Raw genomic sequence first — 21369 nt, 5'->3', positions numbered from 1 at the left:
CTATACCTCGTTTTTTATGACATGTTAGACAGACTTCTCCCGTTTCAGCTCCCAAAAACCTTCCTACAACAACCAGAAAGTCAAAACCTTATTTCATCTGCAAAACTCGATAGATGCTTGTTCTATTAGAAACACCAAATTTATGGAAAATGTTTTGCAAATGTTTCTTAATTGTGTTTTCACTAACGAATAATATCTCTGCCATCTCTTTATTCGTCTTTCCCTCTATGACAAGATGAACAACCTGACTCTCTCGCTCTGTGATTCCATTATCAATTAAAATGCCTGTCAACTTTTCTTTCTTCTTATCCATAAATACTGAACTCAAAGGAGCGATCAGATAATTGAGAAAAGTCACATCTTTCGTTGTAAAAGGCGGCTCATCGTGGGTGCGTACTAATCCAAGGACCCCTCTGACTTGATTGTCCAACATGAAGTAAACACCCATCTCATCGTAATATCCATGTTTCTTCATGAAATCTTGATAGTATTCGGATTGCTCATAATCGTTCTGAGATAGGATCTCATTCAAACAAAATATTTGTTTCGTGCTAGATATGTAAAGATTTTTAGGGTGAAGAAGGTCCAGTGGTTGGAAATAGCTTAAATAATCTTCGAGCGCTTGTCGTGGAAGATTGAAAGCACGTGGCGAGGCTAATGTTCTTTTTGGACGAAGATCCCATAGGATGGTTTGGTTATAATTGAAAATTTCTTGGAGCGCCTCCTGAATAATCATATGATTACCTTTACACTGAAGGACTATATTATAAAAGGACAGCACCTTTTCATAATCAATTGGATCTAGACGAGTCTCACTCAACATTATAGAACCCCTCTCCATAGTCCTAGCTGGTGAAGTGTTAAGACTTCCTCATTATACCTTTAATATACGGAATTTTCAAAATACTATACTTTTGGGTAATTTATCTCTCTCTTCTAACATGAGAAACTATACAAAAGGAGGAGAAAGTATGCGCTTAGATGAGTATGCAAGCTATGATGGGTTAGGTCTATCTGCACTCGTGAAGGATAAAGAAGTCAAAGCTTCAGAGTTAAGAGAATTGGCCCTCGAGGCTATCACATTGTTGAATCCAGAGTTGAATGCAGTCGTACAAACATTACACCAAGACTCTCAGGAAGAGATAAATAAGGGGCTCCCAACTGGTCCATTTCATGGGGTGCCGTTCTTAATTAAAGAACTTGTGTTACACAAAGCAAACGTTCCCGTTAATATGGGAAGTCAATTAGCTGAAGGACTCACTTTCCCCGTAGATAGTGAACTTATGAAGAGATACAAAGAGGCCGGCCTTTTAACTGTTGGTACCACAACGACTCCTGAATTTGGATATAATGCGACAACTGAATCTGTTTTTTATGGAGCGACGCGAAATCCCTGGGACTCTTCCCTCAGTCCTGGGGGCTCAAGCGGCGGTTCGGCGGCATCTATTGCTGCAGGGGTTGTCCCCGTAGCCCACGCCAATGACGGGGGCGGATCTATCAGGATACCAGCTTCCTGTAATGGATTAGTAGGACTCAAACCGACGCGGGGACGTATTCCTGCAGGCCCGTATAATAGCGAACCTTTGAACGGAATAGCCATTGAATTTGCTTTAACCAAAACCGTTCGGGATACAGCGGCACTTCTGGATGCTGTCTCGGGACCTGACATCGGTTGCTATGGTTGGGCTGAGCCCCCTGTCGAATCATTTTCTTCTCAAATGAAGAAAGCCCCACGAAAACTAAAGATCGCTTTGATGAGGGATCCGTTGTCCCATGTACCTGTAGATGAAGACTGCTTGAATGAATTGGATAAAACCGCGAAATTGTGTGAAGAGCTTGGCCATGAGGTCATAGAAATATCTCCTGCTGTGGATGCGGAAGCACTTTCTTTATCAACTCTCAGGATTTGGACCACGAACATCAGGCATATGATCAATGGAACTGCCAGTATGGTGAACCGCATTCCATCACAGGAAAATCTTGAATCGGGGATTTGGGCTTGTTATGAATTTGGAGGAAAGATTTCAGGAGAAGATTTGCTACAAGCCATTGATATCAATGCCATGATTTCGAGGGTCATCGGTGAATTTTTCACAAAATACGATGTGATCCTCTCACCTGTGACAGCACAAAAATCCTTACCCCTGGGAACACTCAATTGTAACAAAGAAGGCCTGACAGCTGAAGATTGGACCAATCAAATTTTCACCTATGCCCCTTATACGAATCTGTATAATGCTACCGGAACTCCGGCTATTTCTTTACCCTTAGGGTGGAGTGAAGAAGGACTTCCTATTGGGATGCAATTTGCAAGCGCTTTCTCTAATGAGGGATTACTCCTCTCATTGGCGGCTCAACTGGAGGAAGCAGCTCCATGGATCTCAAAACAACCAAAAATAAATATTAAATCTATGTCTTCCACTTAACCATAATCGTAATATTTGATCTAGAATAATTAAAAGCACAGAAAATAAAAAGGAAGGAAGCAGATCTTTTAGCTTCCTTCCTTTCATATATAGAGTGAATCATTCAGGCAGAGGAGCCTGCACTGAAACAAACCCTCTCTCCACAAGTTCATCCCAAAAAGCCTTCGGAATCTCACGCTGAATCATCTCTAAATCTTCCTTAATCCGGTCCGGACGCGTTGAACCTGGAATGACCGATTTCACGGCTGGATGAGCAGTTGAAAATTGGAGTGCAGCTGCTTTTAACGGGACATTGTACTTGTCGCCGATCTCTTTCAATTGATTTACTCTACCAATAATATCCGCTCCGGCTTTTTCATAGTTGTAGTGATCTCCACCAAACAAAACGCCGGAGTTATAGGGACTGCCGACAACGATATCTACGCCCTTCTCTTCTGCCATCGTCATCATACGCTGCAGTGCGCGGTCATGCTGGAGGAGCGTATATTGCGTTGCGGATAAGCAGACATCCGGTTTTGTTTCTTCCAGTTCCATTGCCAGTTCAATCGGTTCTGTCGTGTTGACGCCAAGGCCCCATGAACGGATGACTCCTTCTTCGCGAAGACGTGACAACACACGGAAGGCTCCGGTTCTCGCTTCTTCAAATTTAGCTACCCATTCATCACCGTGGAAATCAGGAGAAACGTCGTGCACGAAGACCATATCTAAACGATCGGTTTTCAGTCGTTCGAGGCTTTGCTCGATCGACCTCTTTGTTGCGTCTTCCTTATAATCGGTAATGACTTTATTGTTCCGTCCGTGTTCAAAAAGCCCTGCGTTCTCTTCTGTCTCATCCGTCATATAACGTCCTACTTTTGTGCTTAACACATAGTCATCGCGGTTGTACTTCGATAATACGTCACCGACACGCATTTCCGCTAAACCAGCGCCATAAAAAGGGGCGGTGTCAAAATAGCGGACGCCCTGATCCCAGGCCGTTTGTATCGTATCACGAGCTTCTTCTTCCGGTACATTCCTGAACATATTTCCTAAAGGGGCGGTTCCTAGTCCTACTCTATGCTTCAACGCATTCTCCAGTGATTTCATGTGTGATTCCTCCTTTGGTCAAATCATATAGTTGTATATCCAACTATTTATAAAGTCAAACATGCACAAATATAGAAAACCCTCCTCAACGAGAGGATGGTACATCCAATGCCATTTTCAAATATTCTACAAACAAAGCTGACTGCTCCTTCAGTTTCACTTTCTCTTCCGGCAGAATCGCATGGTCGAGCGCAAGGCCGTCGATAAAAGTGATGATTGACCTTGCCACAAGCTCACTGTCATAGTGGTCACTGAACTCACCGGATTTCTGCCCTTTTTTGATGAGTTCATCGTAAATACGCAGCCCCATTTCATAACGCTTTTCTCCATAGTCACGTCTTCGTTCATCATTCCGACCCGTGATGAAAAATTCTAATTTGCTTGGTGCGAGCGGGTCCATCTCTGTATCAGGATTTCCATCTTCTCCGAACAAAAGCTGCATAAGTAAAGCCCAGTAGGATTCTACTTTTTCCAGAGAATCCTCTGTCGCTTCCGCTTCGTCCGTGAGCCCTTCTTCAAGCAAAGCTTCGAACAAATCTTCTTTATTTGAAAAATATTGATAGAGACCGCCACGACTGACGCCGGCAGCCTCCATGACGTGCTTCATGGTGGTGTGCCCATATCCATGCTTAATGAATACGTTCCTTGCAGCTTCCATAATGTCAGCTCGTCGTTGCTTCAGGTGTTCCTTGCTCACTCGTGGAGACATCTCTCTTCCCTCCCTCTACTTTTCGCTTCGTAATAAACCCTACGATGGATACGAAGACGAGAAGACTTGCTGTAATCGTAAACGTCGGAATGACGCCAATCATTGTTGCGATCCACCCTCCGACGAGGGGCCCGATGATCGTCGCAGTCGTCATGACACTATTAATGACCCCAAACACGCGCCCGGTCATATGAACAGGCGTGTTCACCTGGACCGTCGCCTGAAACGGAACAAAAATCAAGCTTGCTGAAAAACCCGCCGTGAATCCAAGCCCCGGTCCCCACAGGATGGAATAATTGAGATCATAATAGGTAAGCATCCCCATAATCCCAAAGCTCGCTCCGATTCCACATACCCCGAGAAGCATGAGCGGATAAGCTTTATAATCCGTTTTCTTCGCTAACAAAAATCCTGCCAAAAACATGCCGAGGCCAGAACCTGTCACAAGATAACCGAACAAATCTGGTGAAGCCTGCGTCAGTTCACGGATTAAGACGATGAGTTGGGAATCTGCCGATTGAAGAATCAAAAGGCTGAGACCAACCAAAATCAAACCCGTCATCATAAAGCGGTTTGACTTAAGAAAAGAAAAGCCGAGTGCGAATTCTTTCTTGAACGACCCTTCCTCTTTTTCTTCTTCGGTCGTTTCCAGGGAGCGCGCACTTGGAACAAACAACAGGATGACCGCAGACACGAGAAACGTTGCCGAATCTATGATGAACACTTGCTGGGCCCCGACTACTGTGACAAGCAACCCACTAATGAGCGGACCGAGAATTTTCGTTGACGAGTCAATCATTGAGGTGATTGACATCGCCCCTTTCATATCTTCCTCTGCCACCACTTCTTTCAATTTCCCGTTTTTCGCAGGGATGAAGACAGCGGAAAAAATTCCAATCGTAAGTAACGTTGCATAAACCATCCAAAGTGATGTAGCGATCGTCAAAATCAGTATTAAAGCTGCCCTTACAACATCAGAGACAATCATAAGCGTTTTCCGGCTGAATCGATCAGCCACCATTCCAGCAACCGGTCCAAACAAGGCCATAGGCACGGCCAAGCACAAAAAGACGAATGATACTTCAAGCGGTGATGCATCCCATTTCAAACCGACTAGTGTAATAATCGCGACAATACTTAACCAATCACCGATACTTGAAATGGCTTGCGCAGACATCAAGGTCACGTACCCTTTGTTTTTCCATAAGCGATCCATAGGCCGGGCCCCTCTCAATTAAACGACATGAGTGTCGTTTTGTTAACTTCAGTATATCGACACTGGTGTCGTTTTGCAACACCTGTTTTTAATAAGGGGCTTTTAGACATAAAAAAACATGGACGTCATTTTTTCATCCATGCTTTTCCACCCTATATTCACTACTACTTATCCAAAGGGCTGAGGCGGCAATATGATCATTACCCCTTGCCCATATCGATGTCTGAGTCTTCCACTCTCTCATCTTTGACTATTTGTTTATGTATTTCACTAATGAGAAACAATCCCCTAAATAAGCAGCCAACGACAATACCAAAAGTGATGATTCCTCCTATTAAAGGCCCGGTCATCATAATCAACCAACCTAATAACATGCAGACAATAATAATAAAGAACAACATGCAGACTCCCCCTTACAACTTACCATTATTTCAAAGCACTCCCACCTAAGACAAATAATTTCAGAAAAAAAAGGGGGGGCGGCAGAAATAAAGAAAGAAGTACAGAGATTTTAAAACCATACTTTTCTTTTAACCCTTTAATCAAATCCCTTTCGTATTCATTAAAACAACTCTCCAACCATCGGGATCTTCAATCGTTATCCCTTTTTCTTCCCAATATGGGTTTTCAGATTCCTCTTCTTGATACCCCATATGATGAAGCCTTTCAGCTACATCCAACACCTCACCCTTGTTTTCTATATAAAAAACAAGCAGATTATCCTTGGAGGGTGCAGGGCATGGGCTGCCTGAATCATGTCTAGTAAACTCGAGTTGGTAGGGTAAACCGGGCAATCCATAAACCACTCCCTCATATCCTCTGTGACCTGCAAAGTCTGTTAGTCGCTCTAAACCAAGTCCTGCCTCATAAAAATCAATCACGTTTTCGAATTGATCTGTTGGTCTCGCTATTCTTATTTGCGATGCATCAAATCTTGGAAACTTCATTCTTGTTCTCCTCTCACATACAGAGGGCGCTTTCTCAAAAGCTCATCGTAACGAAATCCCTCTTTTTATCAATCGTAACCAAGTCAGAAAGAAAAACCATTGGCGAAAAGAATGAATAACACATACAACTTTTGACTGAAAAAATGGGCGCTAACCTCGATAAGGGACTTTAAAACATGATCAGAGGATATTCAAACGTGAATAGAGGGAGATGAACATTCGTTATAGGACATTCCGTGATAAAACAATAAAAAAGTTGCCCCTACCGCTTTAAGGATAGGGGCAACTTTTATTTTTTAAATATTCACAGGGCTCTCTTCCTGCTCTTCCGTCAACCCAAGTGACTCTTCTGTCGTCGCATGAATCTCTCGGATCAATTCTGGATTTTCAACTAAATCTTTCCCGTAAGAAGGAATCATCTCCTTGAGCTTCGGCTCCCACTCTTTCAGCTGCTCCGGGAAACATCTTCCCATCAGCTCAAGCATAACCGACACGGCTGTCGATGCTCCTGGTGAGGCCCCAAGCAAGGCTGCAATAGACCCATCTGCAGAACTGACAACTTCGGTTCCGAATTGAAGGGTCCCTTTTCCTCCGCCTTCGGTATCCTTGATGACCTGTACACGTTGACCTGCGGTGACGAGGTCCCAATCCTCAGCTTTGGCCGTAGGGATGAATTCACGCAGTTCTTCCAAACGCTTTTCTTTCGACTGGATGACCTGCTCGATAAGATATTTCGTCAAAGAAGCGTTTTTCACGCCTGCTGCGACCATAGTCGCCAAGTTATCTTTTTGAACGGATGTAATCAAATCAAGCAGCGATCCGGTTTTCAAAAACTTCGGTGAGAAGCCGGCGAAAGGTCCAAAAAGCAAGCTCTCCTTGCCGTCGATAAAACGTGTGTCCAGGTGAGGCACTGACATCGGTGGGGCACCGACTTTCGCTTTGCCGTACACTTTCGCACGGTGTTCGGCAATCACTTCCGGGTTGTTACACACCATGAACAGACCGCTGACAGGGAATCCGCCTATCTGTTTGGATTCAGGAATACCCGTTTTTTGCAGCAAGTGCAGACTTCCGCCCCCACCGCCGATGAAGACAAAATCAGACTTATGAAATTCCATCTTATTGTTCTGAAGATCGCGCACTTTCACTTCCCAGGAACCGTCTTCCGCACGCTTGATATCCTCAACGCTGTGCTTATAATTAATTTCGAGATTTTCTTTTTCTAGATGATCGAACATTTTCCTTGTCAGCGAACCGAAGTTCACGTCCGTTCCTGCATCAATCTTCGTTGCTGCAATGGGTTCTGTGATCGTCCGGTTCTTCATGATCAGAGGAATCCACTCTTCCAGTTTGTCTGGGTCATCGGAAAATTCCATATCCTTAAACAACGGATTCGCAACCATTGTTTTAAAGCGCTTTCTTAGGAAGTCAACGTTGCCCTCTCCCTGAACGAAACTCATGTGAGGCAATGGCATAATAAAGTCATTCGGATTACTAATTCGATTGTTTTTCACGAGATAAGACCAAAATTGCTTGGAGACTTGAAACTGTTCATTTACTTTAATGGCTTTTGTCATATCGATCGAGCCGTCGGGTTGTTCATTCGTGTAATTCAGCTCACAAAGGGCTGCATGGCCTGTGCCTGCATTGTTCCATACATTTGAACTTTCTTCCCCTGCACTTCCAAGCCTTTCAAACACGCGAATGTTCCAGTCCGGCACCAATTCTTTAAGCAAAGATCCTAATGTCGCACTCATGATCCCTGCACCAATTAAAATCACGTCTGTCTTCGAGTATTTTTTGCTCATTTCCCTTTCATTCTCCCTATTATCAGATATTTTTATCTATGTTCAGTGTATCACTATTGTTGAAAAATTAAAATATTTGGAAGCCCTTCCGGAAATGAATTCGTCGGGTTATTTCCCACCAGGGGAAGAAAAACATTGCACCATCAGCCTATTCAAAAATGCGCTATGGTGTTCAGCACTCGCTGTTTTTTAGTCCATTTCCATAGAGAAGCGGTGCAAAGATAGGTCAAGACACCACCTAATTACTTACATTTCTTATCAAGTGCATGGGTGATTTTTTAAAGATCCGTTTGGGTGAATCTTTTCATTCTCACAGTGACCACAAGCCCCGCCTTTCTAATGGAAAAATGAAACACATATCAAAAATAAACGTAGATATAAAAAGGGGTACAAGTACGTACCGCATATAATTTGGAGAGGAGACTTGCCTGTGACCGAACTATTCATTCCAGTAGGGGTAGCGATTTCCTTAACTGCCATCGTCTTATGGAAATTTTTTTATAACAATACAGAGGTGGTCATGAAGTATGTTAAGAAAAGAAAAGAGAAAGAAGATGTCTCACTGATCATTCAACGGAACGATGAGCCCATCGTTTCCATCAATCCCCAGACGGTTCTACCATTAGCAAGTACCGTGAAAATCATCATTGCCATTGCATTTGCAAAACAAGTGAGCGATAACAAAATTGATGAACATGCAAGGATCCCCAAAGAAGAACTTTTGAAATTCTATATGAAAGGGACAGATGGCGGTGCACACAAACAATGGGTTCGTGCCAATTCCGACAAAGACCAGTACACTTTGAAAGAAATCGCGATTGGGATGATTGCCTACAGCTCAAACGCTAACACAGAATTCCTAATGAATTATCTTGGCTTAGAGGCTATCAATCTTTTACCCACGTCTCTTCATTTGGACAGTCATACCCCCATTTTTCCCGTTGTCTCCTCCCTGTACATCCCCTCCTATATTGAATCCAAGGAGAAGATGACTGATAAAAATGATCTCTTAAAAAGACTGAAGAGCATGTCTAGAAAAGAATATATCGACTGTTCTATGGACATTCACGCGCATTTATCTTCGAACGAAAAAAGAAAATATATGGACAAAGTGAAACTGGATGTGGAGTTCCAAAAAATATGGTCCGACCGATTACCCGCAGCATCAGCACAAGACTATTTGTCCCTCATGAAAATCATCAATCGAAGAGAGACTTTTGATTATCAGACGCAACGTTGTGTTGAAGAAATCCTAGGTTATGCTTTGTACATACATAAAGCAAACAGGAAGTGGATCGACCACGCTGGGATGAAAGGAGGTTCGACCTTATTTGTTTTCACCCATGCTTCCTATACAACAGATAAAGAAGGCAATCAGACGGAGGTGGTGTTCTTGGCCACCAACCTGAACGTCTTAAATTCTAGAAAACTGCAAAGGAATTTTAACTCCTTTTTGCTTAACGTTTTGACCAACCAGGTGTTCAGAAAGAAAATAAGTTCTTGAGGAGGAAAACTTATAAAAAGTAGATACGATTATTATTGAAGAAACAGGGCAGGAGGAAAACCATTGGACTTGATCGCCTGGATGATTGTCGCAAGTGAAATCGGCTTTTGGTTTGTCATCATCGCCGGACTGGTGATGCGTTACATCTTCAATAAAAGAAAAACAGGCCTGTTGTTACTCGCTTTAACCCCACTCATTGATTTAATTTTACTTGTAACGACAAGTGTGCACCTATGGAACGGGGCTGAGGCCACAATTGCCCATGCGGTTGCCGCCGTCTATATTGGTGTATCAGTCGCCTTCGGTAAAAGCATGATTGATTGGGCGGACGTTCGTTTCCAATATTACATTACAAAAGAAGGGCCTCGCCCAAAGAAACTTTCCGGCATCCCCCATGCGAAACATTACTTTAAAAGCTGGCTACAGCATGTGCTTGCCTATATAATCGGAGCCACTTTTCTTGTGATCCTGACCTTACTCATTGGTGATCCTTCACGCACTGAAGCACTCTCCAATGCATGGAAGCTTTGGACACTTGTCGTTGGTGTCGATCTTCTCATCGCCATCAGTCATTTCATATGGCCGAAAAAATAAGAAAAGTGTCTGCGCTCTGAACAGAAGAGGCAGACACTTTTTTCACATGAATAGTAACGTTAATCCCGGAGCCAGGACTGAAACAATGACAGCACTCAATACCATCGCAATCGTACTGACGGATCCTTCAAGCGGATCCCGCTCCATTGATGTTGCCGTCCCAATCGCATGTGAAGCACTCCCCATGCCCACCCCTTTTCCAAGCGGGTGGGTTAATCGGGCATAACGCATCACCATAGGATGAATCAGTACCCCCCCGATGCCTGCAATCATGACAAAAACAGCAGCAAGCGGCATGACACCGCCGCTTGATTCCGCAATCGACATCGCGACAGGTGTCGTTACCGATTTCGGAACGATCGAGTGGATGATTAATTCACTGAACCCCGCCCATTTGCTGAGCAGAAGTCCAGAGGTCACGCCAATAAACGCGCCTACCGAAGTCCCTACCAAAATCGGCAGGAGCATCCTTTTCAAAAGGTCACGATACTGATAAAGCGGGAAAGCAAGCGCAACCACTGCCGGACCAAGTAAATAATCAATCCACTTGCCACCAAGCATATACGTATCATAGGAAAAACCGAACAACAGTAAAAGAAGGATAATTGTCACCGTCGATAAGATAATCGGTGCTGTATAGATGCGGCGAAATCTGCGATAAGCGACTAATGCCCCTTGATAGATAACAATCGTTAAAATGATTACTACTGTAGCCAGAAGAAGATCATTCATGAGCAGCCTCCCTCCTTCTCGCCATCCACTGAGCGATGAAGCCTGAGATTCCCATCACTAAAGCCGTACTCAACAGACCGATCAGTATTAAAAGAACCCCTTTCCCTTCAAAAACGTACGCATAGCTCATGACCCCGACCGTTGCGGGAATGAAAAAGAAAGGCAGATGTTTGATCATGAAACCAACGCCTTGTTTAAGCCAGCGTTCGGGAACTATTTTTAATGATAAAAGTGCGAAAAGGATGACCAGTCCGATGACACTGCCTGGAATGAATAGATTGAATGTGTTCTGGATGAGTGTTCCGAGTAGATAGATGATATATAAGCCTACAATTTGCAGAATGATAGTGACTGCTTTTGACACGTGTGATCCTTCTTTCTAGTTGTGAGATGGAAGTTTTCTTCCTTTATTATATAGGAATGTGAAGAGCACACAAAAATCCTGCTCCTTAAAACTATATATGCTCTGCACCTTACCTTGAAATTCCATGGATCACCCTCGTAACTCTGCTAATGTTTCCGAGAAGCCAAAGACAACGCGTTGGTGAGCATTAGTAGGAATAACTATTTTGATAAAATGCTCCTCCTTTCTTTTTTAGGCAGAGAGGGTGCTATCGATAAGATTCCAATGAAAAATTATTTTGATATAAAAGTTTATTTCGCCTTTAACAGGGTATAAGATATCCATCTGAAGACCTAATCTTAATTCCTTATTTTTGGGGATGAGTATAAAAATCACACATATATTACTAGGAGGATATTCACATGGACATTCAAAATCTATCCCTATTCAAAGAATGCTTTGGATCTATAGAAGGCGAAACTCAAAATTTAGGGAATGCAAATCTCTCCCAATTGCAGGCAGGTTCAATTAAATTCGAGTCAAAGGTTCCCCAGCTTGAGTACATGTGCTTAATGATGGAAAACATGGTCTTGATGAAGAAACTGAAAGGAAACGTTTACGCCGGGTTTCAAAAATTTTCTCGAGCCAAAAATGTGATCGAACGCTTTCAAGCAATGACAGAATACTCCAATGTGTACATATTTGGGGAAGATGATACACCTGTCGATCAAAAGGATGGCATCAATTATATCGCTCTTCCGCCTAACAGTGAATTAATCAGAGAGTGGTTTCTCGTTATCGATGCTCCAAACTTTAAATCCATGATGGTTGCTTATGATTTGGATGGATTCGGAGTACACGAAGTTGAGGAAGGACGTAATTTTAGAGGAGCCAAATCTTCCAGCCCTAAAGTCATTGATCATGCGTCTCGACTGTTAGAACCACACACGAGTCGCATGACCGAACTTGCTTAATAGATTCCGAGAGGGGGGAGACATCTCCCCTCTTTTCATTTTTATTTAAGGAGATGAACACATACATGACCACACCGTCTAAATTACAGCGCATGACCACCGTCGGTATTTTATCAGCCATCAGTGTTTTGCTTTATTATATCAAGTTTCCCGTCCCATTTTTCCCTCCCTTTCTCACTTTAGATGTGAGTGATATTCCAGCCTTAGTCGGAGCCATCACCCTCGGACCTGTCGCGGGGATTCTTATACAGTTATTAAAAAATATCGTGGACTACATATCTCATGGCAGTTATGTCGGCTTACCCGTTGGGCAGATCGCTAACTTTCTATCTGGAGCCTTAATGGTAGGGTTGATCGGAACCTTTTACCACTGTAGAAAAAGGATTCACATAAGCAGTTATGTGGTTTCTATACTCATTTTCATCACATCTATGTACCTATTGAATTACTACTTTATTCTTCCATCCATCATGGGTCTTATGGGAGTTAGTGAAGCACAGTACGTTCAAGGGTTCAATCAATTCAACCCGTGGGCTACAGACTTTACGACAGCCGTTATTTTTGTCATTCTCCCATTCAATTTAATAAAAATCGCCATGGTCTATTCCATTGGAGTTCCTTTCTCTTTACGTTTACAACGAATCATCCAGCCGGAAAGGAAGAATTTAGCCGCATGAAAATACTCAATATCAACCATCCGTGGTTCTACCCAATAGTCATCTTCGTTTATGGAATCGTAAGCTTTGCTTTACCTTTACTTTTATCAACCATGTGGAGTGTGGCAGGATTTTTAGTGTGGAGCATCATTCTCACAACCACTTATTGGGTTTGGCATACTAAAAAAAGCAAGAAAAATTCTTTGAGGGATAGCGTAGAGGAATTGACAGCAACGGTGGACAATCAAGCGATTACAGCTTCATTAGAAGAACTCAGGCATATAGAAGCTCACAGCGAGCATTTAAACACGATGAACCAACAGTCAGCCGAAACATCAGAGCAGGTCAATCAACATTTGGTGACGATGGTAGAAAACATTCAAACCGAACAAGAGCACCTCAACGATTTTCAAAAGCAAATGGCAACGATTCAAGAAATGCTTGAATCGTTAGGAGACACCATTCAAACATCTGCTCAAACCTCTGAAACCGTACGTACACTTTCGAACAATGGAAAAGAAAAAGTCGATGAATTCAATACTGTTTTCTCTGAAATCCTTTACGTTACAGATCAATTTGGCAGCTTTAATGAAAAGCTTTTATCACAAATGAAAAAGGTGACAGAAGCCCTTGGGTCTATCGAATATATTTCGAATCAAACGAACTTACTAGCTTTAAATGCCTCTATTGAAGCCGCTCGAGCTGGTGAGCATGGAAGGGGTTTTGGTGTGGTTGCCAATGAAATACGGAAGCTTTCCGCACAGGTGAAAGACAGTGCCAATGAAATCGAGATGGTCATCCATCATGTCAACCATAGCATTACCGAACAAAAGCAGTCGTATCAAACAGAGACGATGACGTTAAACGAAGGAAAAGAAAAAGCTCGAGAGATGACGCAGATTTTCGATCAGGTACTTGAGAACATCACGCTCCTCTATAATCAATCCATCCAGGTCCAAGCTCGTTCCAAGGAGGTCATGGAAGAGAAACAAGAAACCCAAAACAAATTTGATACGATCCATGAATTGACGGTACAACTATCCACTTACACCGGAGGATCTTCAGAGAAAATCATGGAGCAGCAGGCCACCATGATGGAGTTAGACATGACAGCTATGACCATGACCCAGCACATACAAGAAGTGAAAAAAACCCTTCAACAATATGTATCGAACACCGAAAACGTGCGTTGGCTGCGACCTAGTGAAATAAACAAACGGAAAGAAGAAAAAGCGAGCTCCTAAGCATTAATCATTCTTTAATTCCTCCCCTCTTCAAGTAAGACATATACATTTAGACAAGGGAAAAAAATAAATTCGATATATAACGGGTAGCCCCCAGATCTCAGGGCTACCCGTTTTTAGTATCTATTATTCTCAACAGCACTTGGACGTACCTTTCGCCTTAGCCATCACGAGCGCAGCATTATACAGAGGCTTACATAAATCACAGGAGTTTACTTTTGTACTTGCAAACAGGTTCAAGATGGAATAGGACAAAAGCGCGTCATTATTTTATAATTCATTTTCAATCGTGTGACATGAACCTCAGCTATTGAGGATTGTGTTAGTATTTTTCTATATTGTACCTACACAACCAAACTTTTCTCTATAAGGAAGTGGTCAACATCATGAAAAAGCTCACACAACTGCTGCTTGCAGCCCTACTACTTGTTCTCCTCGCGGCCTGTGCAGAGGAGACTTCAAAAGTGGCAGAAGAAGCCCCTGACAAAGAAACGACACCAGAACAAAAAAAGGACCCGGAACTTCCATATCAAGCGTTAAATCCATCTGAAGACGCCGTTCCCCTCAAGGAACGCTTGTCCAAAGAAGAACTCACCAATATGCCAAAACAAGAGCTGGCCCTTGGTGGTAACCCTAAACGTTCCGTCCCTGCCGGTGAAACGCTTGCCAATGAGGTCGAAGATAAATCGAACGGTCCGCTGAAGGATTACAGACTCGTTGCTTATTACGGGACCCCTCAATCGGAAAACATGGGGATTCTGGGCACGATGGAGCCAGAGGAGTTTATGAAACAGCTAAAAGAACAGGCTCAAGCCTACTCTGATGCCGATCCGGAACGACCGGCGATTCCTACCATTGAACTAATTACGACCATGGCCCAACGCGACCCGGGACCTGAGGGTACATACGTGAGTAAGCTCCCAGATGAAAAGATCGAGGACTATGTAAAACTTGCTGAAAAACACGATGCGCTTGTTATTCTAGATATTCAGCTGGGCACCGATACGGTGATGAATCAGGTGAAAAGCATTGAAAAATGGTTGAAACATCCGAACGTTCATTTAGCGATCGACACCGAATTCCAAGTCGATGAAGGCGAAGTACCAGGTGAAGATCTTGGCCAGGTGGATGGTAAAGAAGTTCAAAAAGCCGTTGAATACCTTTCCAAGCTGACGGAGAAGAATAATCTACCCGATAAATTTGTCCTTGTCCACCAGTTCACAGAACACGTGCTGACGAATAAAGATGCCATTCAACCCACTGACAATGTAGAAGTGGCGCTTAATTTTGACGGCTGGGGGTCATCCATTGATAAGATGGCGTTGTATAAAAAATATGTGCGTGACAAGCCATCCCAGTATGGTGGGTTTAAAGTTTTTTATGATAAAGATAAGCCAGTGATGACACCGGAAGAAGTGGTAAAACTCGATCCAAGCCCGGCAATAGTGAACTACCAATAAAAAAAGTGCCTGTTCCTCATGAGGAACAGGCACTTTTTTTACATATTAATTGAATGGGACCCCTTTACTCTTTGCCAAATCGTCTGCCACGATGGCTTCCCCTTCTACTTTCGTTCCAGGTGCGACTTTGGGCTGTACGGATGGGTTCAGAGGATAGGTATTACCATCGAACTTGACGTGAGCAAAGAAGTCTTCCATTCCTCCTCCCGCCACATACATGATCAAATCACGGTACCCATTGGTTTTTGTATTGGATACAATAACGGGATTTCTTACGAGAGAAAAGCGTGACAACACTTGATATCCCCCTTCTTTTTCTTTGAAAATAACCGCACTGCACCCACCTGTCCCACAGACAAATGGACCAACTAAAAATACAAAAACCTCTTTGTCCCCATCGTTATTCAAGTCGATTCTATTATAATAATACCTGATGTTTTCTTCAGATAGTGTAAGGTTATATTCCTGCTCAATCGCTGCTTCCAATTTTGGATCTCTTTCAGTTTCTGAACAAACATAAGTGAGAGAAGAGAAATCTATTCCCTTTTGTTTAGGAAACGGTTCAAAATCACAAAGATTTCTTTTTAAATATAGCAACTGATCTCTTGAGGGGTAAGGATATTCAAATGCTAATGCACGACTAATAGACTGATAAGCGTCTTGTTTACTGCCGGTTTTCATTTGTGCATCGGCTAAATAATACCAATACGTAGAAGAATCATATTCCCTTAATAGTGAGCCGTAATATCGTTCCACTTTTTCAAAATAAGTGGGATAAACATCCTCCGCCCTTTCAAACCCGCTATGCCCCAAACGGAAAACCTCTACAATGTAGGCTAAACCAGTATCGTGTTTCCATAATGCAACCTCGTAAATTCCGTCTCTTCCATACTCATTCTCTATGTCTTCCACATCAATCATACTGAAGTATTGATTACCTTCAACTAAATCTGTGAACCCTCCATGATCCCATCTATAAACACTGAGGTCCGCCCAAATCGATCCTACTTGCCAGCCGACAAGAATGTTGTATTCGTTTCTGTTTTTTAGGGGAGCCGCTCCTAAGTACTTGACGCCGTATCCTTTACCTTTTTTCGTGTCAGCGACGTACCATCCACCTGGTCCTTGCTTCAAAATCATCAGATAGTTTTCGCCTCGCCAGTAGTAGACGCCAACGATTTCTGCAACACCATCCCCATCAACATCGGTGCTTAATAAGGCTGGCTTGGAGCTGGGTGTTGAAAGATGAACCATGGTGGCTGTAGGAGGCAGGAAACGCTTAAAGGTCATCTCATTCATAAGGTGTCACCCCTTTATTAACCAATATATGTGAGTATGCCGGATGCATGTAATGTGCACCCTGTTGGACCAAAATAGTTTTTGCAGGAAGGGCTGACTGATGAATAGTAAAGTTTGAAATTTGTTCAATATTTCACAAAGTATAGATATCTAGCAATGCTATACTGAACTTGTAGTGATCATCCACTAATGTTTCTTCAACATGAATCTACTTATTGGTGAGAATGGTGTAAAAAGCTCTTCTATCTTAAAGTGTTAAAGGGGAAATCACATGATGAAAGCAGTAGTCGTTAATTCAGAAGCTAAATCAAACATTGAGGTTATTGAAAAAGAAGTACGTCCTTTGCAATCTGGAGAAGCACTCGTAGATGTAGAATGCTGTGGGGTATGTCATACCGACCTGCACGTAGCTGCTGGAGACTTTGGCCAGGTTGATGGTCGAGTTCTTGGTCATGAAGGAATTGGAATTGTTTCTGAGGTGGCGGATGATGTGACCAGCTTAAAGGTTGGCGATCGAGTTAGTATTGCATGGATGTTCCAAGGCTGCGGACGATGCGAGTATTGTACGACAGGCAGGGAAACTTTTTGCCGAAACGTTCAAAATGCCGGGTATAGTGTTGATGGAGGAATGGCTGAACAATGCATCGTAACAGCTGATTATGCAGTGAAAGTACCTGATGGACTGGACCCAGCTCAAGCGAGCAGCATCACATGCGCCGGGGTGACTACTTATAAAGCGATTAAAGTCTCTGACATTAAACCAGGGCAATGGATTGTGGTATATGGTTGTGGTGGATTAGGAAACCTCGCTATCCAGTACGCTAAACATGTGTTCAATGCTAACGTGGTCGCCGTAGATATTAATGATGACAAGTTATCCCTGGCCAAAGAAATTGGTGCAGATGTAACGATTAACCCTCTTACACATGGGGATGCCGATAAAATGATTCAAGAACAGATCGGTGGAGCTCATGCCGCCGTTGTCACTGCCGTTTCTAAAACAGCCTTTAACTCAGCCGTTAATGCTGTTCGTGCTTGCGGTAAGGTAGTTGCCGTCGGCTTACCATCTGATACGATGGATTTGAATATACCACGACTCGTTCTCGATGGAATTGAGGTTATCGGATCTTTAGTAGGCACCCGCAAAGATTTAGAAGAAGCTTTCCAATTTGGTGCAGAAGGTAAGGTCGTACCAGTTGTGCAAACGCGCTGCTTACATGAGGTACAGGATGTCTTTGAAGAAATGGAACAGGGTAAGATTCAAGGACGTATGGTCATTGATTTTAAACAACAATAGTAAACTAATATAGAAAGAAGACTGGATCACTGTAGACAGTGATCCAGTCTTTTACATTAAAAAGACAATTAAATGCCAGCCCTGACCAAAGGGATAAAATTCAGACCCACATCCTAATAAATAAAACCTTTTATAAGGAATAAATTAATTCCCCTTCCTCCTCATACTGCAATGAAAAAACTAATTTCTCTAACAACCGAACTGAAGGTATATTTTCAGGCGAAACACCTGCTTTAATTTTGTATTCACCCTGTTGTTTTATCCACGCAATCATTGAATTAACTACTTCATAGGCATACCCTTGTCTTTTAAATAAAGGGTTTACTGTGTACCCAATCCAGTACGTACCTTCTTCTTTTTTGATAAAGACATCCCCAATAAGAAATTCCTCTGATTTACTTATTATGGCCAACTGTGCCCCGTTTTCAAAAGACGGAATTCTTAATAAAGATTCTGCGTATTCTTCTCTCGATAATCCTTTAAATCCTTGAAATTTCATCCACTCTGGGTTATTGCGATATAACAAAAAATCACCAAGCTCATCATCAACAAAAGGTCTTACGTAACACCTTTCTGACTGGAAGGTCATTTTCTTATCCTCATTCAACTCCGAATCTTTAAACAACCTTGAATCTCCCCTTTCAAAATTAACACTCTAGCATATATAGAACTAAATGACATAAGAAACAAGAGAGGCCTTGAATTCCCTCTAACACTGTTATTTATGATACGGTTCGTTCCGAATAATCTTAAACGCCCGGTACACCTGCTCCACCAACATCAACCGCATCAACTGGTGAGGAAACGTCATATTTGAAAACGACAACCCAAAATCACTCCGCTCCAGCACCTCATCACTCAGTCCAAGCGACCCGCCGATGACGAACGCCACTTTACTCTTCCCGTACGTCGCAAGTTCATCCATTTTCTTCGCAAGCTTTTCAGAGGTCAGCTGCTTGCCTTCGATTTCAAGCGTGATGACGTATGTATCCTGTGAAATCTTCGAAAGAATGCGTTCCCCTTCTTTTTGCTTCACTTCAACCATTTGCGCTTCACTCAGGTTTTCCGGTGCTTTTTCATCCGGTACCTCGACGACATCTACTTTCGCGTAAGGGCCTAATCTTTTCACGTATTCCGCAATTCCCTGTTTCAAATATTTTTCTTTCAATTTCCCAACACTGACAATTGTAATTTTCATGCTGTATTCCTCCGTATCACTTCATTTCTCTCTAGTGTACCATGAAGTGGATTTCCATAATTAGGTGTACCAGGTCATACATAATATGGAAATCATTCATAAGCTTCTCTTTTACACATAGACATGAAAGGTAAGCCATTAATTCCTAAAGAGGAGATGAGAGCATGAGTGACTTCAAGAACAATAACGACTCTAGGGAAAATGAGCAGGCAAAGAAGAAAGATGAGGGATTTGTAAAAGGGGTATCCAAAGAAGCCAATGACTTCATTCATAATACGGTCGACACTTCGGGCAAGATCATTAAGTCGATTACGGGTGAAGGTGGGTTGATTGGGAAAACGGTGGATTCTTCCGGCAACATCGTTAAGAAAGCTTCTGAGAAAGGCTCAGATGTCATCGGGAAGACCGTGGACCATTCTTCCAAAGCTTTTAAATCGATTAAAGATAAGACGTTCAACAGAAAGAAATAGACCGTACCAAAAAGGAACCCGGTTCTTACCGGGTTCTTTTTTTATATCAAACAGACCAGGTCATCCAATATATGGATGACCTGGTCTGTTAAATAATGGTTATTAACTCTTAAAGAATGCCAATCGTGTTCAATAGAATAACGAAAGCCACAGAGATAACCGGAATTAGTACAGCAACGACAAAGATATCTTTATAGCTGTCTTTGTGTGTCATTCCCGTAATCGCAAACAGTGTCAAAACCGCTCCGTTGTGCGGGAGCGCATCAAGACCACCGGAGGACAGGGAAGCAACACGGTGAAAGGCTTCAGGACTGATTCCTGAGTTCATGGCAATCTCATAGTACTTGGATCCTAAAGCTTCAAGCGCGATTCCCATACCTCCGGATGCGGAACCGGTTGCACCAGCGAGTACGTTAACAGCGATTGCTTCTGAGATCAATGGGTTTCCTTTGATGCCCATCAGCAATTGTGTCAGGTTGGCGAACCCTGGAACTTCACGTACCACTGTACCGAAGCCTACCGCGGCACTCGTGTTGATGATGGCAATAACCGATCCGCCCGCTCCACTGTTCATGGATGGAATGAACTTCTTATACATTGTCACATTCAGGAGCATGATGAGCACGATTCCTGAAATTAAGGCAGTGACAACGTCCCAGTCTAATAGATTCAATGTAAGAAGAACCGTTAATAATGGCAAAAGGGACAAGAAGAAGTTCGGTGTTTCATCAGGTTGTTCCATACCTTTCTTTTCTTTCGGTTCAGTGAAAACCTCTCCCTGAGCGACAAGTTTCTTCTCACGCCACCTCAGGTAAAAGTAACCACCACCACCCATGATGATCCCCGCAATCACACCCATAACAGGAGCTGCCATTGCATCCGTTTGGAAGTATTCCATTGGGATCAGGTTCTGAATTTGCGGTGAACCTGGCAGAGCTGTCATCGTAAACGTAAAAGCACCTAATGCTACTGTTGCTGGAATCAGCTTTCGGCTGATGTTCGCTTCACGGAAAAGAGATAAGGCCAATGGGTAAACAGCAAAAACAACAACGAACAGGCTGACTCCGCCGTACGTCAGAACTGCCGCGGATACGAGCACCCCTAAAATCGCGCGCTGTGTACCAATCAATTTTGTGAAAGCTACCGCTACAGATCGGGCCATCCCTGTGTCTTCCATCAGTTTTCCAAAAATCGCTCCTAGCATGAAGACAGGAAACCAGTCTTTCGCGAAGGCGACAAATCCGCCCATGTATGTATCTTTATAAGCTTCTAGAAGATCAAGACCGCCGGTAAGGGCGACGACACCAGCTGCGATGGGCGCCACCCAGATGATCGACCAGCCTAAATAGGCCAGCGCCATCAATACGGCAAGTCCGAGAAAAATTCCGAACATGGTTTTTCCTCCT

Annotated in this window: 22 protein-coding genes; 9 read left to right on the top strand and 13 right to left on the bottom strand. The window is 43.0% G+C overall.

What is annotated here, in order from left to right:
• Positions 1-88 precede the first annotated feature (88 nt).
• Positions 89-820: a helix-turn-helix transcriptional regulator gene (locus tag ACQ4XT_RS05860; protein ID WP_446852843.1), complete on the bottom strand. Its 732-nt coding sequence runs from the start codon at positions 818-820 to the stop codon at positions 89-91.
• Positions 821-971: 151 nt separating this feature from the next.
• Between ACQ4XT_RS05860 and ACQ4XT_RS05855 the strand changes: the two genes are divergently transcribed.
• Positions 972-2426, top strand: a complete 1455-nt coding sequence (locus tag ACQ4XT_RS05855) for an amidase (protein WP_446852842.1) — start codon at positions 972-974, stop codon at positions 2424-2426.
• A gap of 99 nt (positions 2427-2525) precedes the next feature.
• On the opposite strand, the gene ACQ4XT_RS05850 is transcribed toward ACQ4XT_RS05855, so the two are convergent.
• The 6 genes from ACQ4XT_RS05850 to ACQ4XT_RS05825 all read right to left on the bottom strand — a co-directional run bounded on the left by ACQ4XT_RS05850 (position 2526) and on the right by ACQ4XT_RS05825 (position 8192).
• Positions 2526-3512, bottom strand: a complete 987-nt coding sequence (locus tag ACQ4XT_RS05850; RefSeq protein WP_446852841.1) for an aldo/keto reductase — start codon at positions 3510-3512, stop codon at positions 2526-2528.
• 85 nt (positions 3513-3597) lie between these two features.
• Entirely contained in the window at positions 3598-4209 is a 612-nt protein-coding gene (locus ACQ4XT_RS05845) for a TetR/AcrR family transcriptional regulator (RefSeq protein ID WP_446852840.1), read from the bottom strand.
• Positions 4175-5437 (bottom strand): MFS transporter, encoded by a 1263-nt coding sequence (locus ACQ4XT_RS05840; protein ID WP_446852839.1) that lies wholly within the window; start codon positions 5435-5437, stop codon positions 4175-4177. The genes ACQ4XT_RS05845 and ACQ4XT_RS05840 overlap by 35 nt, the downstream gene beginning before the upstream one ends.
• A gap of 200 nt (positions 5438-5637) precedes the next feature.
• Positions 5638-5838, bottom strand: coding sequence for a hypothetical protein (locus ACQ4XT_RS05835; RefSeq protein WP_446852838.1), 201 nt, complete (start codon positions 5836-5838; stop codon positions 5638-5640).
• A 141-nt stretch (positions 5839-5979) separates the two neighbouring features.
• Positions 5980-6384 carry a VOC family protein gene (locus tag ACQ4XT_RS05830; RefSeq protein ID WP_446852837.1) on the bottom strand — a complete coding sequence of 135 codons (405 nt, stop codon included), beginning with the start codon at positions 6382-6384 and terminating at the stop codon, positions 5980-5982.
• A 296-nt stretch (positions 6385-6680) separates the two neighbouring features.
• A complete protein-coding gene (locus ACQ4XT_RS05825; protein ID WP_446852836.1) occupies positions 6681-8192 on the bottom strand; it encodes a malate:quinone oxidoreductase in 1512 nt (503 codons plus the stop codon).
• Positions 8193-8622: 430 nt separating this feature from the next.
• On the opposite strand from ACQ4XT_RS05825, the gene ACQ4XT_RS05820 reads away from it, so the two are divergent.
• A complete protein-coding gene (locus tag ACQ4XT_RS05820; protein WP_446852835.1) occupies positions 8623-9696 on the top strand; it encodes a serine hydrolase in 1074 nt (357 codons plus the stop codon).
• Between the two features lie 63 nt (positions 9697-9759).
• Entirely contained in the window at positions 9760-10290 is a 531-nt protein-coding gene (locus ACQ4XT_RS05815) for a hypothetical protein (protein WP_446852834.1), read from the top strand.
• A 42-nt stretch (positions 10291-10332) separates the two neighbouring features.
• Here ACQ4XT_RS05815 and ACQ4XT_RS05810 read toward each other — a convergent pair whose 3' ends face one another.
• Together ACQ4XT_RS05810 and ACQ4XT_RS05805 are read right to left on the bottom strand one after the other, a co-directional pair.
• The gene (locus ACQ4XT_RS05810) at positions 10333-11022 is read right to left on the bottom strand and encodes an LrgB family protein (protein ID WP_446852833.1); all 690 of its coding nucleotides are present in this window, start codon (positions 11020-11022) and stop codon (positions 10333-10335) included.
• Complete coding sequence (locus ACQ4XT_RS05805) at positions 11015-11386, bottom strand: CidA/LrgA family protein (RefSeq protein WP_446852832.1); 372 nt, start codon at positions 11384-11386, stop codon at positions 11015-11017. Before ACQ4XT_RS05805 ends, ACQ4XT_RS05810 begins: the two co-directional genes overlap by 8 nt.
• 401 nt (positions 11387-11787) lie before the next feature.
• Between ACQ4XT_RS05805 and ACQ4XT_RS05800 the strand changes: the two genes are divergently transcribed.
• The 4 genes from ACQ4XT_RS05800 to ACQ4XT_RS05785 all read left to right on the top strand — a co-directional run bounded on the left by ACQ4XT_RS05800 (position 11788) and on the right by ACQ4XT_RS05785 (position 15699).
• Positions 11788-12339, top strand: coding sequence for a DICT sensory domain-containing protein (locus ACQ4XT_RS05800; RefSeq protein ID WP_446852831.1), 552 nt, complete (start codon positions 11788-11790; stop codon positions 12337-12339).
• A 65-nt stretch (positions 12340-12404) separates the two neighbouring features.
• A complete protein-coding gene (locus tag ACQ4XT_RS05795) occupies positions 12405-13016 on the top strand; it encodes an ECF transporter S component (protein WP_446852830.1) in 612 nt (203 codons plus the stop codon).
• Complete coding sequence (locus ACQ4XT_RS05790; protein ID WP_446852829.1) at positions 13013-14239, top strand: methyl-accepting chemotaxis protein; 1227 nt, start codon at positions 13013-13015, stop codon at positions 14237-14239. Before ACQ4XT_RS05795 ends, ACQ4XT_RS05790 begins: the two co-directional genes overlap by 4 nt.
• 386 nt (positions 14240-14625) lie before the next feature.
• Positions 14626-15699: a hypothetical protein gene (locus ACQ4XT_RS05785; RefSeq protein ID WP_446852828.1), complete on the top strand. Its 1074-nt coding sequence runs from the start codon at positions 14626-14628 to the stop codon at positions 15697-15699.
• A 45-nt stretch (positions 15700-15744) separates the two neighbouring features.
• Here ACQ4XT_RS05785 and ACQ4XT_RS05780 read toward each other — a convergent pair whose 3' ends face one another.
• A complete protein-coding gene (locus ACQ4XT_RS05780) occupies positions 15745-16998 on the bottom strand; it encodes a COG3650 family protein (RefSeq protein WP_446852827.1) in 1254 nt (417 codons plus the stop codon).
• 274 nt (positions 16999-17272) lie between these two features.
• Here ACQ4XT_RS05780 and adhP point away from each other — a divergent pair, with 274 nt between their 5' ends.
• A complete protein-coding gene (gene adhP, locus ACQ4XT_RS05775) occupies positions 17273-18295 on the top strand; it encodes an alcohol dehydrogenase AdhP (protein ID WP_446855596.1) in 1023 nt (340 codons plus the stop codon).
• A 130-nt stretch (positions 18296-18425) separates the two neighbouring features.
• Here adhP and ACQ4XT_RS05770 read toward each other — a convergent pair whose 3' ends face one another.
• The gene (locus ACQ4XT_RS05770) at positions 18426-18920 is read right to left on the bottom strand and encodes a GNAT family N-acetyltransferase (protein ID WP_446852826.1); all 495 of its coding nucleotides are present in this window, start codon (positions 18918-18920) and stop codon (positions 18426-18428) included.
• A 93-nt stretch (positions 18921-19013) separates the two neighbouring features.
• On the bottom strand, positions 19014-19493 hold the full coding sequence (gene rlmH, locus ACQ4XT_RS05765) for a 23S rRNA (pseudouridine(1915)-N(3))-methyltransferase RlmH (protein ID WP_226593371.1): 480 nt from the start codon (positions 19491-19493) through the stop codon (positions 19014-19016).
• 164 nt (positions 19494-19657) lie between these two features.
• Between rlmH and ACQ4XT_RS05760 the strand changes: the two genes are divergently transcribed.
• A complete protein-coding gene (locus tag ACQ4XT_RS05760) occupies positions 19658-19963 on the top strand; it encodes a hypothetical protein (protein ID WP_446852825.1) in 306 nt (101 codons plus the stop codon).
• Positions 19964-20072: 109 nt separating this feature from the next.
• On the opposite strand, the gene ACQ4XT_RS05755 is transcribed toward ACQ4XT_RS05760, so the two are convergent.
• Positions 20073-21356 carry a GntP family permease gene (locus tag ACQ4XT_RS05755; protein ID WP_446852824.1) on the bottom strand — a complete coding sequence of 428 codons (1284 nt, stop codon included), beginning with the start codon at positions 21354-21356 and terminating at the stop codon, positions 20073-20075.
• Positions 21357-21369 lie beyond the last annotated feature (13 nt).

The organism is Halobacillus sp. 12SKB, from assembly GCF_052941655.1.
This window is presented reverse-complemented; position numbering and strand designations above follow the sequence as displayed.

Excerpts from the sequence above, each read along its gene's own strand:
- ACQ4XT_RS05855 (WP_446852842.1), top strand. The coding sequence starts at position 972 with ATGCGCTTAGATGAGTATGCAAGCTATGATGGGTTAGGTCTATCTGCA.
- ACQ4XT_RS05850 (WP_446852841.1), bottom strand. The coding sequence starts at position 3,512 with ATGAAATCACTGGAGAATGCGTTGAAGCATAGAGTAGGACTAGGAACC.
- ACQ4XT_RS05840 (WP_446852839.1), bottom strand. The coding sequence starts at position 5,437 with ATGGATCGCTTATGGAAAAACAAAGGGTACGTGACCTTGATGTCTGCG.
- ACQ4XT_RS05835 (WP_446852838.1), bottom strand. The coding sequence starts at position 5,838 with ATGTTGTTCTTTATTATTATTGTCTGCATGTTATTAGGTTGGTTGATT.
- ACQ4XT_RS05830 (WP_446852837.1), bottom strand. The coding sequence starts at position 6,384 with ATGAAGTTTCCAAGATTTGATGCATCGCAAATAAGAATAGCGAGACCA.
- ACQ4XT_RS05825 (WP_446852836.1), bottom strand. The coding sequence starts at position 8,192 with ATGAGCAAAAAATACTCGAAGACAGACGTGATTTTAATTGGTGCAGGG.
- ACQ4XT_RS05810 (WP_446852833.1), bottom strand. The coding sequence starts at position 11,022 with ATGAATGATCTTCTTCTGGCTACAGTAGTAATCATTTTAACGATTGTT.
- ACQ4XT_RS05800 (WP_446852831.1), top strand. The coding sequence starts at position 11,788 with ATGGACATTCAAAATCTATCCCTATTCAAAGAATGCTTTGGATCTATA.
- ACQ4XT_RS05795 (WP_446852830.1), top strand. The coding sequence starts at position 12,405 with ATGACCACACCGTCTAAATTACAGCGCATGACCACCGTCGGTATTTTA.
- ACQ4XT_RS05790 (WP_446852829.1), top strand. The coding sequence starts at position 13,013 with ATGAAAATACTCAATATCAACCATCCGTGGTTCTACCCAATAGTCATC.
- ACQ4XT_RS05785 (WP_446852828.1), top strand. The coding sequence starts at position 14,626 with ATGAAAAAGCTCACACAACTGCTGCTTGCAGCCCTACTACTTGTTCTC.
- ACQ4XT_RS05780 (WP_446852827.1), bottom strand. The coding sequence starts at position 16,998 with ATGAATGAGATGACCTTTAAGCGTTTCCTGCCTCCTACAGCCACCATG.
- adhP (WP_446855596.1), top strand. The coding sequence starts at position 17,273 with ATGAAAGCAGTAGTCGTTAATTCAGAAGCTAAATCAAACATTGAGGTT.
- rlmH (WP_226593371.1), bottom strand. The coding sequence starts at position 19,493 with ATGAAAATTACAATTGTCAGTGTTGGGAAATTGAAAGAAAAATATTTG.
- ACQ4XT_RS05760 (WP_446852825.1), top strand. The coding sequence starts at position 19,658 with ATGAGTGACTTCAAGAACAATAACGACTCTAGGGAAAATGAGCAGGCA.
- ACQ4XT_RS05755 (WP_446852824.1), bottom strand. The coding sequence starts at position 21,356 with ATGTTCGGAATTTTTCTCGGACTTGCCGTATTGATGGCGCTGGCCTAT.